This is a genomic window from Erythrobacter sp. (assembly GCF_023653175.1).
Classification (GTDB): Bacteria; Pseudomonadota; Alphaproteobacteria; order Sphingomonadales; family Sphingomonadaceae; genus Erythrobacter.
The window spans coordinates 1-15,819 of sequence record NZ_JAMNXL010000079.1 but is presented as its reverse complement, the minus strand read 5'-3'; the positions used below and the strand labels follow the sequence as shown (position 1 = coordinate 15,819).

17 protein-coding genes are annotated in these 15,819 nt (G+C 67.7%); 4 read left to right on the top strand and 13 right to left on the bottom strand.

Features of this window, described 5'->3' with window-relative positions; all coding sequences use genetic code 11:
- Positions 1-34 precede the first annotated feature (34 nt).
- From NBV68_RS10270 to NBV68_RS10260, 3 genes are all read left to right on the top strand, one after another.
- Entirely contained in the window at positions 35-943 is a 909-nt protein-coding gene (locus tag NBV68_RS10270) for a 50S ribosomal protein L11 methyltransferase (RefSeq protein ID WP_296309510.1), read from the top strand.
- Between the two features lie 4 nt (positions 944-947).
- The gene (locus NBV68_RS10265; RefSeq protein WP_296309507.1) at positions 948-2,012 is read left to right on the top strand and encodes a helix-turn-helix domain-containing protein; all 1,065 of its coding nucleotides are present in this window, start codon (positions 948-950) and stop codon (positions 2,010-2,012) included.
- Positions 2,013-2,119: 107 nt separating this feature from the next.
- Positions 2,120-2,962: a sterol desaturase family protein gene (locus tag NBV68_RS10260; RefSeq protein ID WP_296309504.1), complete on the top strand. Its 843-nt coding sequence runs from the start codon at positions 2,120-2,122 to the stop codon at positions 2,960-2,962.
- A gap of 3 nt (positions 2,963-2,965) precedes the next feature.
- Here the strand turns inward: NBV68_RS10260 and NBV68_RS10255 are convergent, their stop codons facing one another.
- From NBV68_RS10255 to NBV68_RS10195, 13 genes are all read right to left on the bottom strand, one after another.
- The gene (locus NBV68_RS10255) at positions 2,966-3,553 is read right to left on the bottom strand and encodes an urea carboxylase-associated family protein (RefSeq protein WP_296309502.1); all 588 of its coding nucleotides are present in this window, start codon (positions 3,551-3,553) and stop codon (positions 2,966-2,968) included.
- Positions 3,550-4,293, bottom strand: coding sequence for a guanitoxin biosynthesis heme-dependent pre-guanitoxin N-hydroxylase GntA (gene gntA / locus NBV68_RS10250; protein ID WP_296309501.1), 744 nt, complete (start codon positions 4,291-4,293; stop codon positions 3,550-3,552). Before gntA ends, NBV68_RS10255 begins: the two co-directional genes overlap by 4 nt.
- A 114-nt stretch (positions 4,294-4,407) precedes the next feature.
- On the bottom strand, positions 4,408-5,592 hold the full coding sequence (locus NBV68_RS10245; protein ID WP_296309500.1) for a DUF6596 domain-containing protein: 1,185 nt from the start codon (positions 5,590-5,592) through the stop codon (positions 4,408-4,410).
- Between the two features lie 41 nt (positions 5,593-5,633).
- Positions 5,634-5,993, bottom strand: coding sequence for a YciI family protein (locus NBV68_RS10240; protein ID WP_296309498.1), 360 nt, complete (start codon positions 5,991-5,993; stop codon positions 5,634-5,636).
- 103 nt (positions 5,994-6,096) lie between these two features.
- Complete coding sequence (locus NBV68_RS10235) at positions 6,097-7,272, bottom strand: sterol desaturase family protein (protein ID WP_296309496.1); 1,176 nt, start codon at positions 7,270-7,272, stop codon at positions 6,097-6,099.
- 74 nt (positions 7,273-7,346) lie between these two features.
- Positions 7,347-7,844 (bottom strand): CinA family protein, encoded by a 498-nt coding sequence (locus tag NBV68_RS10230; RefSeq protein WP_296309493.1) that lies wholly within the window; start codon positions 7,842-7,844, stop codon positions 7,347-7,349.
- Complete coding sequence (locus NBV68_RS10225) at positions 7,841-8,845, bottom strand: hypothetical protein (RefSeq protein WP_296309492.1); 1,005 nt, start codon at positions 8,843-8,845, stop codon at positions 7,841-7,843. Before NBV68_RS10225 ends, NBV68_RS10230 begins: the two co-directional genes overlap by 4 nt.
- 30 nt (positions 8,846-8,875) lie before the next feature.
- Positions 8,876-9,709, bottom strand: a complete 834-nt coding sequence (locus NBV68_RS10220) for a c-type cytochrome (protein ID WP_296309489.1) — start codon at positions 9,707-9,709, stop codon at positions 8,876-8,878.
- A gap of 85 nt (positions 9,710-9,794) precedes the next feature.
- Positions 9,795-10,553 carry a glycosyltransferase gene (locus NBV68_RS10215; RefSeq protein WP_296309487.1) on the bottom strand — a complete coding sequence of 253 codons (759 nt, stop codon included), beginning with the start codon at positions 10,551-10,553 and terminating at the stop codon, positions 9,795-9,797.
- A 79-nt stretch (positions 10,554-10,632) separates the two neighbouring features.
- Positions 10,633-12,753: an NAD-dependent DNA ligase LigA gene (gene ligA, locus NBV68_RS10210; protein WP_296309486.1), complete on the bottom strand. Its 2,121-nt coding sequence runs from the start codon at positions 12,751-12,753 to the stop codon at positions 10,633-10,635.
- Positions 12,743-13,123, bottom strand: coding sequence for an antibiotic biosynthesis monooxygenase family protein (locus NBV68_RS10205; protein ID WP_296309484.1), 381 nt, complete (start codon positions 13,121-13,123; stop codon positions 12,743-12,745). The genes ligA and NBV68_RS10205 overlap by 11 nt, the downstream gene beginning before the upstream one ends.
- A 13-nt stretch (positions 13,124-13,136) precedes the next feature.
- Entirely contained in the window at positions 13,137-14,039 is a 903-nt protein-coding gene (locus tag NBV68_RS10200; protein ID WP_296309482.1) for an alpha/beta hydrolase, read from the bottom strand.
- Positions 14,040-14,099: 60 nt separating this feature from the next.
- Positions 14,100-15,044, bottom strand: coding sequence for an alpha/beta hydrolase fold domain-containing protein (locus NBV68_RS10195; RefSeq protein ID WP_296309480.1), 945 nt, complete (start codon positions 15,042-15,044; stop codon positions 14,100-14,102).
- A gap of 377 nt (positions 15,045-15,421) precedes the next feature.
- Between NBV68_RS10195 and NBV68_RS10190 the strand changes: the two genes are divergently transcribed.
- Positions 15,422-15,784: a hypothetical protein gene (locus NBV68_RS10190; protein WP_296309478.1), complete on the top strand. Its 363-nt coding sequence runs from the start codon at positions 15,422-15,424 to the stop codon at positions 15,782-15,784.
- Positions 15,785-15,819 lie beyond the last annotated feature (35 nt).

Below are 15,819 nucleotides of genomic sequence, written 5' to 3'. Positions count from 1 at the left end.
TGGACGAGCGGCTCGCCAAGGAAGCGGCAGCCAAATGAGCACCACCTGGAAACTCTCCCTCTTCGCCCCCAAGCCGGTCGTGCAGGCGGCGCTGTTGGCGCATGACCTTATCGACGACTGGGACCACGAACTCGTCATCGCCGGGCGCGAGGTGGCCGAGGATCGTCCCGACGACTGGGTGCTGGAAGGCTGGTATCCGAGGAAGCCCGGCATGGCGGAGAAACAGGCGCTCGCCGGGCTGTTCGAAGGCGGCGCGCCCAAGATCACCATCGAGGAACTTCCGCCCGAGGACTGGGTGACCCTCAGCCAGCACAACGCCCCCCCGATCCGCGCGGGGCGCTTCCATGTCCACACCCCTGACTACCCGGCCGACCCGCAGGCCATCGACTTCGTGATCCCCGCATCCCAAGCCTTCGGCACCGGTCAGCACAAGACCACCGCCGGGTGCCTCGAGATGCTCGGCCACATGAGGGCGAGCGGCGTGGTCGCACGCAATGTCGCCGATATCGGCACGGGCACAGGGCTGCTCGGCTTTGCGGCGCTGGCCCTGTGGCCGCGCGCCCTCGTCACCCTCACCGATATCGACCCGGTCTGTACCGGCGTGGTCGAGGAGAACGCGCGATTGAACGCCGTCCCGATGGGCGCGAGTGCGGGCGAGGCGGTAATGATCGTCGCGGACGGGATGGACGATCCGCTGCTGCAGCTACGCGGTCCCTATGATCTGCTGATCGCCAACATTCTGGCGGGGCCGCTGGTCAGCCTTGCCCCCGGCTTCGCCAAGGCCGTGCCGCCGGGCGGGAGCCTGCTGCTTGCCGGATTGCTGGCAGGCGAACAGGAAGCCGCGGTCAAGCGCGCCATGCATCGCGCCGGCTTCCGCATCGCCGCCCGCCTCCAACGCGGCGACTGGGCGATCCTGTGGCTGCGGCGGCGGCGAGTGCGATAGCACCATGATCGAGCGGCTCGACATAGCGCTGCGCCTCATCGCCTGCGGGGCGAATCTGCTGCTACTCGTGCTGCTGCTGGCGGGCGAGATGCGCCCCGGGCTCAAGCTGCCGCTGGCCGGGTTGCTGGTCGGTGCGATCGGCTACCTGCTCAATACCACCGGGGGCATCCTCGGCCTGCCGGGCCCGTTTCCGCTGAGCGACTTCGTGTCGATCTTCACGCCCTATTTCACCTGGCTCTTCGCGCTGCGCGTGTTCGAACACGAGCCGCGCCGAATCGCGCTGCGCGGCACGCCGGTGCTGCTGGCGGCCGCGTGGCTGGTCGCGGCCTTCGTGCTGCCGCACCTCCATCTCGGCTTCTACATCATCCACGTCGTCGGCTTGCTGCTGGTCGCCGACCTGTTCCGGATCGCGCTGCTCGAGCGCGGCGACGACCTTGTCGAACAGCGCCGCACCTTCCGATTGTGGCTGCCGCTGCTGGTCGCGGGGCAGACCGGCGGCATTCTCGCTTACGAGCTCGTCACCGGGCGGGGCAGCGCGATGGTGGACAATCCGCCAGTTTCGCTCGCGGGCGCGGTGCTTATCCTCGCAGTGGTGCTGTTCGCGGGGCTGACCTTGCTGCGTACCGAGCCCGAGCTGCTTGTGCGCAGCGAAGCCCCTGCCGCCGAAGCCCAAGGCCGATCCGAATTCGGGGCGCCCCCGGCCTCCCCCCTCTCGCCCAGCGAAATGGTGCTCAAGGAAAAGCTCGAGGCAGCGATGGCCGAGGGCATGTACCGCACGCCCGGCCTGTCCATCGCCGGGCTCGCCGAGCACCTCGGCACGCCCGAGCACCGGCTGCGCGCGCTGATCAACCAGCGGCTCGGCTACCGCAACTTCTCGGCCTTCCTCAACCGCTACCGCATCACCGAGGCCAAGGCCGTGCTCGCCGACCGCGCTCGGGTCGATCTGCCCGTCCTCACAATCGCGATGGACCTCGGCTACAATTCGCTGCCGCCCTTCAACCGCGCGTTTCGCAGTCAGACCGGCCAGACCCCCACCGATTACCGCCGCGCGGCGATTGGTCAGAACTGAAAAAGCGCGCACATTTTCGGAATCCTTCGGCTTTTTCCGCAATCGATGAGCCTATGCCGGGCGATGATGACATGTCATAAGCCATCACTGACAGAGGCTTGCCGCACATGATGACCCCCGCCAACCCATCCACGCTCGACTACGCCATGACCCGCGTGGCAGACCATTTCATGTTCGGGATCTATTTCGATCTCAGCCGCTACCTGATCGCGGCGGGCGCGCTGACAGCGTTGCTGCTGATCTTCCGGGGCTTTGCCGAAACCCGGCGCATCCAGCGCGGCCGCCGCGCCTCGCGCGCCGATTACACCCGCGAGCTCCTGTCCTCGATGCGGACCGTGGTGGTTTATGCCGTCGTCACTCTTGCGATCCTGGTCGGGCGCGAGACCGGGGTGATCCTGCTGTCGATCAAGGACGCCGCCCTGTGGACGATCATCTGGCAGGTCGTGCTGATCGTGCTTGCGCATGACGCCTGGTTTTACTGGGCACACCGGGCGATGCACTCCAAGCGACTGTTCCGCGCCACCCACCTCCACCATCACAAGTCGCGCACGCCGACGCCGTGGACCGCCTACAGCTTCACCATGACCGAGGCGGTGATCGAGGTCGCTTTCGTGCCGATCTTCCTGCTCATCACCAGCCAGCTCGGCATTGCCTATGCGGCCTTCGCGATCCTGTTCTTCATCTGGCACCAGATGATCCGCAACGTGATGGCGCATGCGGGCAGCGAACTATTTCCGGCAGGCTGGGTGGACAATCCGTGGACCGACTGGATCGCGACCACCACGCACCACGACCTGCACCATTCCTCGGGCCACAATTTCGGCTTCTACTTCACCTGGTGGGACCGCTGGATGGGCACCGAGCACCCGCGCTACCGCGAGGCGTTCCGCGAAGTGACGGCGCGGGGGCGCGTGGGCCAAGCGGAGGCGCTCGCCGAGCCTGCGGAATGAACCTCAGCCCGCCGCCTCGATCACGAAATCGATCGGCTTGAAGCTCCCCCCGTTCGAGGCATAGGCCGAACACGCGGTGAGGCCGATCAGCAGATCCATCTCCGCCCGGAAGCGCACCAGATCGCCCGCGCGGGTCTGCGGGGGGAGCACCGCCAGCCGCCCGTCCGCGCCGACTGCCACGTTCATGAAGACGTTGAAGGCGCAAGGGATCATGTCGGGGGTGACCCCGTGGGGGCCAAGCGCCTCGGCAAGGTTGCCGAAGCAGCCGCGATGGACGGGCTTGTCGGGATAGAAATGGCGGAAGGTCGCCTCCGAACACGGCGTCAGCAGGAAATCATGCGCGGGCGCGGTATCCTCGAGGATCGTCAGCATCACCCGCGAGCGGTTCGACCACAGCCGCGACCCCGTGGTGAGGCGCAGCGTCTCCTCGTAATCGAAGGTTCGGCCGTTGGAGATGATCTCGCCCGGATCGCCGTCGGCCACGGCGATGAGATCGCCGACCTGCCCGCCCTCGGGGTCGATCACGGTCAGAACCTCGCCCTGCGCAAGGCGCAACGAGGTGCCGGTACGCGGTGCGATGCGCTGGGTCACGCGCTCTTTCCCGGACGGAAGAACGGGCAGGACCAATCCTCCTCAACCTCACGCCCGCTATATTGCCGCGCCTCGCTCACCTCGCCGTGGCGCGCAAGCATGGGGTTGGGTTCGCCATCGAAGGCTTCGTCGCGGGCGAGGATGACCTCGCGCATCCGCTCGTAACGGTCCTCGGCGCGCAGCTTTGCGAACTGGTTGTGGAGGTTGAAGACGATGGCCGGGAACGGCAGCCGCCGCGCGCGGCGCGAGGCCTTGGGGTGCAGGCCGACCGCGAAATAGGCGCGCCCGCCGAAGCTCAAGGCGAAATCCGGGTCGCCCGGATTGCTGCTGAAGCCCGGATCGGTGGCGAAGCCGCGTTCGGCGTCTGCTTCGCTGATGCCGGAGAGACGATCCCACAGCGCCCTCTCGAAGCCCTTCTCATCGAGGTCGCGCGGGCCGTGGAAGATCACGGTGAGGCTGCGGAAATCGGCCTCGTCGGTGGCGGGCACCCGGCTCCAGCGGGCAAGTGCGCGCTGGATGCGGCGGTCGTCTGCGGGGCTGGTGATGTCGCCCGCGGTCTCGATCCTGAGGCCGCTCTGCGCAAGCGCGGCCTTGGCGCCGACGCAGGGAAAATCGGTACGGGCGATGAGGGCGCGCAGGCTCTCCTCGAGCTCTTCGGGCAGGTGCGCCTCGCTGCAACCGCGCGTGGCGCAGGCGTGGGCGTGGGGGCTGGGGCGGGTGGTGGTGTCGCTGGTGTGCATGGCGTCGCCGCCTTACGCGTGGAGGCAACTTGCGTCCCTAACCTGCATGGGCACACAGCGGCGACGGGCTGGACAAGCGGGGGCATCCACCCGGTCACAGGCTCGGCTGGCCGGTCACAGCGCGGCGCGGCTGGCCTCCAGCCACAGCCGCTCGGCACGCGGCGGATCTAGCGCGAGCGCCTTGTCCAGCGCGCCCTGCGCGGCATCGGACTGCCCGGCCTTCGCGAGCAGATCGGCGCGCGCAACGTGCCACGGGCGGGCGAGCGCAAGCCGCTCGGCAGGCAGCGCGCCGAGCGCCGCCAACCCCGCCTCAGCGCCCTCCACCTGCGCCAGCGCCAGCGCCCGGCTGATTGCGACCATCGGCGAGGGCCGCAAGCGGAGCAGCACGTCATAAAGGCGCAGCACCGCGTTCCAGTCGACCACGCCATCGAAAGCGCGGCGCGTGTGCGTGAGCTGGATCGCGGCCATGACCTGATAGGGGCCGGAGCGCCCGATCCGCTGCGCCCGCTCCATCAAGCCTTGCGCATATTCGATCCGCGAATAGCTCCAGCGTTTGACGTCCTGCTGCGAGAGCGGCACCATCGCGCCTCGCGGATCGAGCCGCGCCCCCTTGCGCGAGCGCGCCAGCAGCACCAGCGCGGCAAGACCCAGCGCCTCGGGTTCCTGCGGCAGAAGCTCGGCGACCAGCAGCGCGAGGCGTTCGACCTCGGCGCCGAGGTCTTCGCCGAGGTCCGCCGAAAGCTCGCCGCCCGCATCGGCATAGGCGGCGGTAAAGGCGAGTTCGAGGGCCAGCAGCACCGCCCCCAGCCGCTCGGGCCAGACCTTGCGCGGCGGGAGTTCGAAGGCGATCCCCGCCTCGCGCACCTTGGCCTTGGCGCGGGTGATGCGCTGGAACATGGCCGGCTCGCTCACCACGAACAGCCGCGCGATGGCGCTTACCGGCAGCCCGCAGATCACCTTGAGCGCCAGCCCGGCGCGCACTTCGGTGCCGAGTGCCGGGTGGCAGCAGATGAACAGCAGGCGCAGGCGCTCATCCGGGATGGGATCGGGGAGCGTGATGATGTCGGCCATGTCGGAAATCTCCGCCAGCGCGTCTGCCGTGCGGCCTGCGGACCTCGCCTTGCGGATCGCGTCGAGCGCGCGGCGCTTGCCTGCAACGAACAGCCATGCGGCGACATCGCGCGGCGGATCGGCCAGCGCGAGGCAGGCTTCGGCGCCTTCCGCAAAGGCCTCCTCCGCGCCGTCGAGATCGCGGAGTTGCGCGGCAAGCGCGGCCACCACCCGGGGCCGCGCCGCCATGATCGCCAGCGCGAGATCGCGCCCAGAGCTCGGAAGGCCGCTCAGCCCTCAGGCCCCATTTGCCACACCGGGCGCACCTCGATCCCGCCCTTGGGAACCGGGATGCGCTTCGCCCATTCGAGCGCCTCGTCGAGGCCGGGCACGTCGATGATGTAGAACCCGCCGAGTTCTTCATGGGTCTCGGCAAAGGGGCCGTCATGCAAGGTGACCACACCGTTGTCGGAGCGGACGGTGGTGGCGGTCGAAGCGGGCTTCAGTCGCTCGCCCGAGAAGGGGATGCCCGCCGCCACCAGATCCTCGGCGAGCTTCATGTGCCCGGCGAGCACCTGCTCCATCAGCGCCGCGCCGCCCTCGCCGGCATAGGGGCTCTCGTCTTCGTTGATCATCAGCATGAATTGCATGTCACATCTCCGTCCTCGGCCTGCCGGAATGGCGAGGCTCTGACAGGGAGACGCGGATGCCAAGCCGGATTCGACAGAGGCCCCAAATTTTCTGGCCGAAAATTTATTCGGCAGGCTCCGCCCCGCTGCCTTCATCCAGCTTCTTGCCGGTGCGCGTCCAGGGGTAGAGGAACTGCCCGCCATAGCCGGTCGGCACATCCTCGGGGATGCCGTAGTCCTTGGGCCAGCGATCCTCGGGCAGGTGGAAAGTGCCGAACAGCTTGTCGATCCACGGGAAGTGGATCGCAAAATTCACATCGAACGCCTCGCGCTCGAGCCCGTGGTGCCAGTGGTGGAAGCGCGGCGTCGCGATCCAGTGGCCGAGGCGGTTGAAATTGCCGCCCACATTGGCGTGAAGCAGCGAGGACCAGACATAGATGAAGCCGAGATAGGCCTGCATGACCGCCGCATCGAACCCGAGCGTGAACAGCGGCAGCGAGGTCACCGCGCGCAGGAGCACGATCTCGACAATGTGCATGCGCGATCCCGCCAGCCAGTCCATGCTCTTGGCGCTGTGGTGCACCGCGTGGAAGCCCCACAGGAAGGGCACCTGATGGAACAGGCGGTGATACCAGTATTGCAGCACGTCCGAGACGACGAGGACGGTGATGAACTGCACCGCCCACGGCAGGCTTGCCACCCCGGCGCGGAAGGCGTCCCAGCTGTTCGTATTGGCATTGATGATCTGCGAGGGCGCGAGGCTGAGGAAGGCGAGGATCTGCACGAACATCGAGCTGACGAGGAAATAGAACAGGTCTTCGCGCCATTCGTGACGGAACAGGCGTTGCTCGCGGCGGTGGGGCACAAAGCGCTCGAGCGGGGCGTACATGAAGCCGGTCGCGAGCAGGTTCACCACGAAGAAGTCGATCCCGAAGAACATGCCCCAGCCGCGGGCATTGTCCGCCTCGACCGAAGCCCCGCCGAGCAATGCCGCGCCCATCCCGATCATCAGCGCAGTGAGGCCCAGCACCTTGCGCGGGCGCAGCAACAGGCTGAGCAGCGCCAGCGCATAGCTCGCCAGCAGCATCACGTGGATCGCCGTGCGGAAGCCCGCCCAGTCGCGCACGATCTGCAATTCGGGCGTGGTGAACACCGCCGGGAATTTGAGCGCAACCACCATCACGAATCCGCTGATCGCGAAGAGCAGCGCGAAGAAGCCCGCGAACCACCCCGATCCGAAGCGCCGGACTTCGACCGGCGATTCAAGATCGCGCATCAGTTTCGTGAAATAGCCCGCCATGATTTCTGAGTGCCCCCGTAGTCTTTATGCGGGTTTACCATGAAAATACTTGCCAGACAGCTACCTGCCGCGCGTCAACCTGAAACCACCTCTTCGAGCAGCGCAAGCGCATTGCGAGTGAAGGCGGCCATGTTGGCGATGCGGTCGTCGCTGGCGGTTTCGAGCAGGCGCGTGTGCTCCCCGCCCGGCCCCGCCAGCGCCGCCACCGAGCGCCCTGCCGGCGCGCCGCTCGGATGCGAGGAACCGCCGACCGATCCGCTCTCTGCCAGCCCCCACTCGGCGCCGAAATTGTCCCTGATCGCGCGCGCTTGCAGCAGCGCATATTCCTCGGTGGCCCCGCGCATCCCCTTGTAGGCCTCGCGCGGTAGCGCGAACAGAACGTCACGCGCCCGGAAGGAATAGACCACCCCGCCGCCCACGAAGAAATCGAGGGCGCCGGGCACGGTCAACAGCGTCGCGGCAATCAGCCCGCCTGTCGCGCCGTCGGCGACCGCGACCTTCTGCCCCCGCGCGCGCAGCAGGGCGGCGATGCGCAAGCCCTGCGGGTGGAGTTCGGCGAGCAGATCGCTCACGGCGCGATCCGCCGGATCGTCATGACCTCGCCCCCGGCCCCGCTCTCCTTGTTGGTGTCCACGCTGACGATCCGCAGCACTTCGGCGGTGATCGGCATGCCGGTCGTGGGATCGAAGACGATATCGGCATTGTCGGTGAGCTGCATCCCGTCCAGAGTCTCCCCGGCAGGGGACTTGCCGGCGCCGCCCACCTGCGCGCGCGCCGCGTCGATCACCGCATTGGTCGCCCCGCGGATCGCTTCGGGATCATAAATTGTGGACTGGAACAGGCGCAGGTTGCCCTCGGGCGTGCGGGTCAGCGTGAACTGCGCCACCGCCGGGATCGATGCGGGGAGGAGGCCGCTGTCAATCCCGTCTTCGGCCTCATAGGTCTCACCGAGATCGAGTTCGACCCCGCCATAGCCGAGCACCGAGGGCCACCCGCGGATCATCAGCGCCGGCGCATCCTCGGCCGAGGCGTTGAGGATCGGGAAGATAAACTGCGCAATGGCCGCGCGCCCGGCTGCATTGAGCTGCACGCCGGACATTTCGGCAGCGGCCTCGCGCAACCCGCGCAAGCTCCCCCGCATCGCCTCCCAATCGCGCATCCGCACCATTTCACCCGCCGCATCGAGCTCGACCGTCATCGGCAGGAAATAGGGCTGAAGCGCCGCCGGGATGGCCCCCATCACGCGGCTGTCGGCGAGATCGAGGCGCTGGCCGCCAACCGTGAAGGCCAGCGTTTCCAGTCGCAGAAGAAAGCCCTCCGCGATCCGTTCGAAGGTGAGCCGCTGCTCGTAATCAAACACACTGTCACCGCCATGACGCTTGCGCTCGAAACGCAGCCCATAGGTGAGCGGCGTGCCGATGGGCGGATCGAAGGGGATGGTGACCGTCTCGGAAGCGGTCTCGGTCGGCGCGACCGCAATGGGCTCCTGCGCCGCTACCGGAACCACCAGACCGAGAGCCAGCGCGGAGGACAGCCCAGCGAACAGCGCTGCGGCCCGCTTGAACGGGGTCATCTTGATGTCCTCATACGGGGTTTCGATTCTTCAGAGATCACGATTGGCAAGCTCCACCAGATAGGCGCGCACCGCAGCCACCTCGGCATCGGTGAAATTGGCATAGCGCCGCCGCGCGACCTTGCTCATCAGCCCGACCTCGCGGCCGCCCGCCGCCGTGCCGGTGCGCATCAGCGCGGCGAAACCCTCGGCCGAGTAGGAGCCGACGATGCGCAGATCGGGCGGCGGATTGCCCTCGTCCTCCATCGCTTCCTTGCCGCCCGCAAGATCCATCCCGTGGCACTCCACACAGGTCGCGCGGATGATGAAGTGGCCAAAAGCATGAGCCTCGCCCAGATCAGGGGGCCCCTTGTCGCTCATCGCAGCGACCCGCGTGGGCGAATCCATCCACTCGCCGCGCGCCTGCATGGCCCTGAATTCCTCGCTCATCGACGGCTCGGGATGGACTGCACCACTGGGCGGCAGGCTCTTGAGATAGGCGACCAGCGCGTCGACATCGGCAGGGGCAGGACCGGTGTAGAGAAAAGACGGCATGTCCATCAGCGCGCGGCCCGGCCACTTGCCGGTGGTGATCATCGCGGCGAGGTCGTCATGCGAGAACTTCGCCGCGCTCTGCGTGAGGTTGGCCGTCCACAGCGTGCCCATGGCATCGCTCCAGTCCTGCCCGGTCAGATCGTCGCCGTGGCAACCCGAGCAGCCGAGCACCTGCGACAGGCGCTCGCCGTGCTTGACCGGATCGGCAGAGGCGCGTTCGAAGCGCAAGGGGCCGGGGGCGGCGGCGGGCGTGTCCGAAGGCTGGGAACAGCCAGCTAGTCCCACAAGCAGCGCGAGCAGCAGCGCGGGGGCCAGTTTGAACAGGGTCATCCGGTGGTCCTCACGCAGGCACTTCGTCCTGCGCCGCATAGCACACCGGCCCCGTGTCCGGCAGCCATTCCGAACCCCGCCCGCCTCATGCCACCGCGATATGCGCGCCGACACGGCGGTCGAGCGCGCGGCGCTCTTCGGGCGAGAGGCCGGCGACCCAGCGCGCGATTCCATCGACATCGAGCGCCCGCGCGTCGGCTGGCACAGCGCCGCCGCTGGCCGCGTTATGGACCACCCACTGGCTCGCATAGGTGACGCTCGCACGCGCGGTCTGCGCCATGTGGCAGCCGGCTGCGACCAGCGCGGCGTGGAACACCCGGTCGCCGATCGCGGCAAGCGGCCCGGGGATCAGCGCCCAGCGCGCGATCACCGGAAAAGCGCCGGGCAGCAGGAACAGGCAGTTGGTGTCGATCAGCCCGGGTTCGTCGGACAGCGCGACCGGCGTGCCGCAGGGCAGTTCGAAGCGGCGGCGGGCGATGACGACATCGGGGGGTGCAAGGCCCCCCATGCCGTCATTCCCCTGCGCCTGCGCCGCGGCAAGGCACAGCGCGACATGATCGGGATCGATCCGGTTGTCGGCGTCGAGAAATCCGATCGCGTCATAGCCCTCGCCCGCCGCCAGCAGCGCCCCGATCCCGCGCGCGGCATTGCCGTAATCGGCGTGATTGCGATCGAGGCGCAGATGCCGCACGCTTGCGGCATCGAGCCACTCCTGGGCTGCGCCATCGGCGACGAGCAGGTGATCGCAGGCCACGCTCTGGGCCGCGACGCTGGCGATGCAGCGCTCGAGCACGGCGTGCGGCTCCTGCCAGTAGGGCGTGACAATGGCGATGCGTCTGGTCATTCCCGGCCCCCCCTCCCTGCCAAGAGCGGTGGTGATGGCACAGGCGTCGGGGCAAGTCAGCCGGATTGTGGCCGGCCGGCTAACCCAGCGCCTCGGCGACGATAGCCGCCCATCCGGCCTCGTCTACTACCTCTATCCCGAGTTCGGCCGCCTTCTTGAGCTTGGAGCCCGCGCCGGGCCCTGCGACGAGCAGGTCGGTCTTGGCGCTGACCGAGCCCGCCGCCTTGGCCCCCAGCCGCTCGGCCTGAGCCTTGGCCTCGTCGCGGCTCATCGTCTCGAGCTTGCCGGTGAACACCACGGTCTTGCCCGCGACGCGGCTGGCAAGGGTGACGACCTCGTAGCGCGGCGGGGTGACTTCACCCAGCAGGTCTTCCCAGACCGCGACATTGTGCGGCTCATGGAAGAAATCGGCGAGAGCGTGAGCGACTGTCGCTCCGAACTGATCGGACACCCCGAACATGTCCTTGGCCGCCTGATCCATCCGCGCCTTGAACGGAGAGGCCCTTTCGTCCGCTCCGGGCGGGTTGTGGGTGCGATAGGCGTGGAACGCCTCGGCCGCGCCACGCAGCGCGGACAGATCGCCCAGCGCCTTCATCAGATCGCGCGCGGTGACCTCGCCGACATGGCGGATGCCGAGGCCGAACAGCAGCCGCGCAGCGTCGGGCGCGCGCTTGGCCTCGATCGCGACCAACAGGTTGTCCACAGACTTGTCCTGCCAGCCTTCGAGGGCGAGGATCTCGCTGCGGCGGCGGCGCAGGCGGTAGATGTCGGCGGGGCTTTCGAGCCAGCCCAATGCGAAGAACTGCGCGATGGTCTTCTCGCCCAGCCCCTCGATGTCGAGGGCCTTGCGGCTGACGAAGTGTTCCAATCGCTGGGTGCGCTGCGCCGGGCAGATCAGCCCGCCGGTGCAGCGCACATCGACCTCGCCTTCCTCGGCGACGGCTTCGCTGCCGCAATCGGGACAGTGATCGGGGAATAGGAACGCCTCACGCGGCTCGCCTTGGGTGAGGTTCTCGACCACCTGCGGGATCACGTCGCCCGCGCGCTGGATCACCACCCGGTCGCCGATGCGCAAGGCGAGGCGCGCGATCTCGTCGCGGTTGTGGAGCGTGACGTTGGTGACGGTCACCCCGCCGACCAGCACCGGCGCCAAGCGCCCGACGGGCGTAAGCTTGCCGGTGCGTCCGACCTGGATGTCGATGCCCTGCACGGTGGTCTCGGCGCGCTCGGCAGGGAATTTGCGCGCGATTGCCCAGCGCGGGGCCTTGGCGACGAAGCCCATGCGGCTCTGAAGGTCGAGCCGGTTCACCTTGTAGACCACCCCGTCGATCTCGTAGGGCAGATCGGGACGCGCCGCCTCGATCCGGCGATAATGCAGCACGTGATCGAACCCGCCGTCGAAGCAGGCGAAGTAGGGCGAGACCGGAAAGCCCCAGCTTTCGATCAGCCGCATCATTGCGACCTGGGTTTCGGCAGGAACGTCCGACGCCGCCCCCCAGCCGTGCGCCCAGAACCGCAGAGGGCGCCTTGCGGTGACGCTCGCATCCTTCTGCCTGAGGCTCCCGGCAGCCGCATTGCGGGGGTTGGCGAAGAGCTTGCCGCCCGCTTCATGCTGCGCAGCATTGAGTGCGGTAAACGCCTGTTTTTCCATATATACCTCGCCGCGCACCTCGAACACCTCGGGCACGCCCGGGGGGAGCTGTTGCGGGATATCCGGAATAAGCGCGACATTGGCGGTGACATCCTCGCCCACCTGCCCGTCGCCGCGCGTCGCCGCGCGCACCAGCCGCCCGTTCTCGTAGCGCAGCGAGCAGGACAGCCCGTCGATCTTGTCCTCGGCGGTGAGTTCGACAGGCGCGCCGGGCGCGAGGTTGAGGAACCGCCGCACCCGGTCGACAAATTCGCGCAGTTCCTCGTCGGAAAAAGCATTGTCGAGGCTCATCATCCGCACTTCATGCGTCACCTTGCCGAGCGGCGAGGCGGCGACGGCGTGGCCCACCTTGCGGCTCGGCGAGTCTGCGCGGACCAGATGCGGGAAGGCGGCTTCCAGCGCGGCATTGCGCCGCACCAGCGCGTCATATTCGGCGTCGGTGATCTCGGGAGAATCTTCGGCGTGATAGAGCCGGTCGTGATGCGCGATCTGGCGGGCCAACCGCATCAGTTCATTGGCGGCCTCGGCTTCGGACAGCTCAGCCGGCATGGTTCACCGGACGGGTCTCTGCGCGCATCCCGAAGCCTGCGATCAGCGGCCGGGCGCGGGCGATGGCAGCCTGCACCGCTGCGGGCTTCAGGCTGCTGAGGTGATCGGTTCGCGTGCGCCACACCTCGGTGATCCAGATCGCATCGGGATCGGCCAGATCCTCGGCGACGAGGTAGAGGAGGTTGCCCTCCATCGCCGCCGAGGCCTCGAGCAGGATCGCAACAAGCTCGGCCCGCTTGCCGGGCACCGCCTTGAGCTGGCCGATGAGGCCGTAGAGTTCTTCCATGTCCCCTCCCGCGGCAAGCCCGGGCGCTGCCCCGGCCAGCAAGGCCAGCGCGGCCGTACCAATGAATTCGCGTCGCTCGATCATGGCCGCCGCTTTTTCACCGCGCCTTCGCAATGTCCAGCAGCGCCGGGGCGATCGCGGCAAAATCCTTCGTGCCGGGGACCAGCAGGTTGAAATGCTGCTGCTGGTCGATGGCGATGACCTCCACTGCGATGCCTTGCGCGCGCAGCGCCGCGAGCATTGCCGGATCGGGATCGGGCAGCGCGCCGTCAACCACCAGCAGGCGCCGCGCCAGCGGAGGATTGGTGACCGGGTCGAGCATGGCATAGCGCCCCGGCACCTCGGCCGGGCTGCCGCCCACGAGCGGAGCGATCACCGGCTCGCCGCAAATCATCTGGTCGGGCCCCACGAAGGGCCCCAGCGCCAGCGGGCCATCGAGCGCCACCACCGCGCGCACCTTGGGCAGTTCGCCCGTGACGACCGCATCGCCCTTGTCGCCGCTCGCCAGCCACACCGCCGGAGTGACGCCTGCCGAATGGCCCATCAGGGTGATGCGGCTGAGGTCCAGCGGGTAATCGCGCGCGAGGGTGTTCACATATCCCAGCCCCTGCGCCCAGTCGGTGAAGGTGTTGGGCCAGCCCCCGTCCGAGCCCAGCTCTCGGTAGGAGGGCGACCAGGTCGCGATCCCGTTCCGCGTCAGGAAGCTCGCCAGTGCGGCGAGGTTTGCGGTGCCCCCCATCCCCGCCCAGCACCCGCCGTGATAGAGCACCGCGAGCGGGAACGGGCCTTTCCCCTTGGGCACCCTGAGCTCGCCATATTGCCGCGCCGAAGCGCTGGCATAGGCAATGCGCGCGGTGGGCGGATCGGAGGGCACGGCGTTGACCGACATGGGGTTGTAGTTGGCGGTGTCGGTGACGGCGAAACTGGCGGCGGGCGGCTCCTTCGGCGCGCAGCCGGCGAGCGTGGCGGCCAGCGCCGTGGCTGCAATCAGGTGTCTCATGGTCGTCTCCCCCCAAGTCTCGATCCGCAGACTAGCGCGTCCGCAGGCCGTGGCAATCAGTCACTTGATGACCGCCAGCATCGCCGCCTCGTTGGCTTCGTAGACCGGGTTGCCGGGAGTGATGATCGCAAAATGGCTCGCCCCGGCATTCTCGCGCACCGTCACGCTCGCACCGCCCGAAGCGAGCGCGGCTTGCGTTGCCGCCGACGGCGCGGGCAGCTTGGCCTGCACGAACAGCAATTCGGCAAGCTGCGGCGCATGGGTGGCAGGCGCAATCGCGGCATAGCGCCGCAGGTCAGCGGCAGGCGCGGCGCCCATGAATGGCTCGACCGCGGAGAACTGGCACAGCGCATCGAAGGCAGGCTGCTCGGCCCCGACATCACCCGGCCCGTCGAGCACGATCCCCGCGCGGGCCTTGATGGGTGCGCGTGTGCCGAGCGGGCCGTCCTCTTCCTGCCCGGCTGTCAGCCACTGCACCGGCAGCGCGCCCGCCGAATGGCCCACAAGCGTGACGCGCGCGCGTTCGACCGGATAGCGCGCGGCGACCTCGTCGATCAGTTTTGCCGAAGCGGCCCAGTCCGCGAACGACCCCGGCCAACCGCCGCCATCCCCGACCTCGCGGTAATCGACATTGAGCGTGGCGATGCCGAGGCTCTGCCAGCGCGTCGCGAGCGGAGCCATGTAGGCCTGCGAGGCAATGCCGGTCTTCCAGCACCCGCCATGATAGATCACCGCGAGCGGGAACGGGCCTTCCCCCTCGGGAAGCCGCAGCTCGGCAAACCCGCGCGGGTGGTCGGCATAGCGCAGGATCGCGTCGGGCTTCGAGGCGGCGAGGTTGGCGTCAGTGCCATAGGTGGCGTTGCTGGGCTGCACGGCGGACGCGGCCTCCTGGGGCGCAGGTGTGGCGGGGGTGCAGGCGGCGGCCACGAGCAGGAGCGGGATATGGCGCATTGCTGCGCTGACCGCTTCCGGTCTGGCTGTTCTGGAGGTGTGGCTGGGCAGCATCTCTTCGCCTTCCTTGGCATGCCTATGGCTGAAGATCGGACCGGCGGGAAGTCCGGCGTGCCGACCGCATGCCCGGTAGGCACGCCAAGTTGTTACGCGGCTGATGATCGGGAATTCGCCTTAAGGGGCTGTAATGACCTTATTACTTTATTTCTGTGAGTCTTGTTCGCATTATGTTATGTAATCATAGTGGCAAACGCCACAAAGGAGCGTTGTTTGCAAAGTGCTAATCGCAGTTGCAACTAGGGGGAGTGATTGTCATGAAAGCATTGAAGATTTTTTTGGTCGCTGGCGGCTCATTTTTATTTTGCAGTGCAGCAATAGCACAGAGTTTCACTTACGAAATTGTCTGGCAACCGGTTGATTTCGTTGGGGGTATGACCGGGCCTGACGGAGAACCGACCGGCGGCGCGGGGATCGTCAGCGGAGCCTACACCACCAAATACAGCGACGGTTCGGTCCAGAAGGGCGCGGTGCGCTGCATCGGGCAGGATCAACCCGACGGCGGCCTGTTCGATCTCCATTTCTCGTGCACCGCCAAGGGTGACGCTGAGCCGGCGTCAATCGTCTACGGGTGCAACTATCTCGGCAAGCCGGGGCCGAAAACGCCGCTTGGCTGCGTCGGAGGCATTCAGGCCAAGGACAAGGACGGCAAGCTCCAGAACGGCGCACTGACGATGGAGTGGTACACCGACGCCAATGCCCGCGGCACCGGACAATGGTACACCGCCGGGAAGTGATGCCCCATTAAAGCGTGCCGGCCGCAGGTCCCGGG

Bases quoted from the DNA above. Each gene is read 5' to 3' on its own strand.
- NBV68_RS10270 (WP_296309510.1), top strand. From the start codon at position 35: ATGAGCACCACCTGGAAACTCTCCCTCTTCGCCCCCAAGCCGGTCGTG.
- NBV68_RS10265 (WP_296309507.1), top strand. From the start codon at position 948: ATGATCGAGCGGCTCGACATAGCGCTGCGCCTCATCGCCTGCGGGGCG.
- NBV68_RS10260 (WP_296309504.1), top strand. From the start codon at position 2,120: ATGATGACCCCCGCCAACCCATCCACGCTCGACTACGCCATGACCCGC.
- gntA (WP_296309501.1), bottom strand. From the start codon at position 4,293: ATGCACACCAGCGACACCACCACCCGCCCCAGCCCCCACGCCCACGCC.
- NBV68_RS10245 (WP_296309500.1), bottom strand. From the start codon at position 5,592: ATGGCGGCGCGGCCCCGGGTGGTGGCCGCGCTTGCCGCGCAACTCCGC.
- NBV68_RS10240 (WP_296309498.1), bottom strand. From the start codon at position 5,993: ATGCAATTCATGCTGATGATCAACGAAGACGAGAGCCCCTATGCCGGC.
- NBV68_RS10235 (WP_296309496.1), bottom strand. From the start codon at position 7,272: ATGGCGGGCTATTTCACGAAACTGATGCGCGATCTTGAATCGCCGGTC.
- NBV68_RS10225 (WP_296309492.1), bottom strand. From the start codon at position 8,845: ATGACCCCGTTCAAGCGGGCCGCAGCGCTGTTCGCTGGGCTGTCCTCC.
- NBV68_RS10220 (WP_296309489.1), bottom strand. From the start codon at position 9,709: ATGACCCTGTTCAAACTGGCCCCCGCGCTGCTGCTCGCGCTGCTTGTG.
- NBV68_RS10215 (WP_296309487.1), bottom strand. From the start codon at position 10,553: ATGACCAGACGCATCGCCATTGTCACGCCCTACTGGCAGGAGCCGCAC.
- ligA (WP_296309486.1), bottom strand. From the start codon at position 12,753: ATGCCGGCTGAGCTGTCCGAAGCCGAGGCCGCCAATGAACTGATGCGG.
- NBV68_RS10205 (WP_296309484.1), bottom strand. From the start codon at position 13,123: ATGATCGAGCGACGCGAATTCATTGGTACGGCCGCGCTGGCCTTGCTG.
- NBV68_RS10200 (WP_296309482.1), bottom strand. From the start codon at position 14,039: ATGAGACACCTGATTGCAGCCACGGCGCTGGCCGCCACGCTCGCCGGC.
- NBV68_RS10195 (WP_296309480.1), bottom strand. From the start codon at position 15,044: ATGCTGCCCAGCCACACCTCCAGAACAGCCAGACCGGAAGCGGTCAGC.
- NBV68_RS10190 (WP_296309478.1), top strand. From the start codon at position 15,422: ATGACCGGGCCTGACGGAGAACCGACCGGCGGCGCGGGGATCGTCAGC.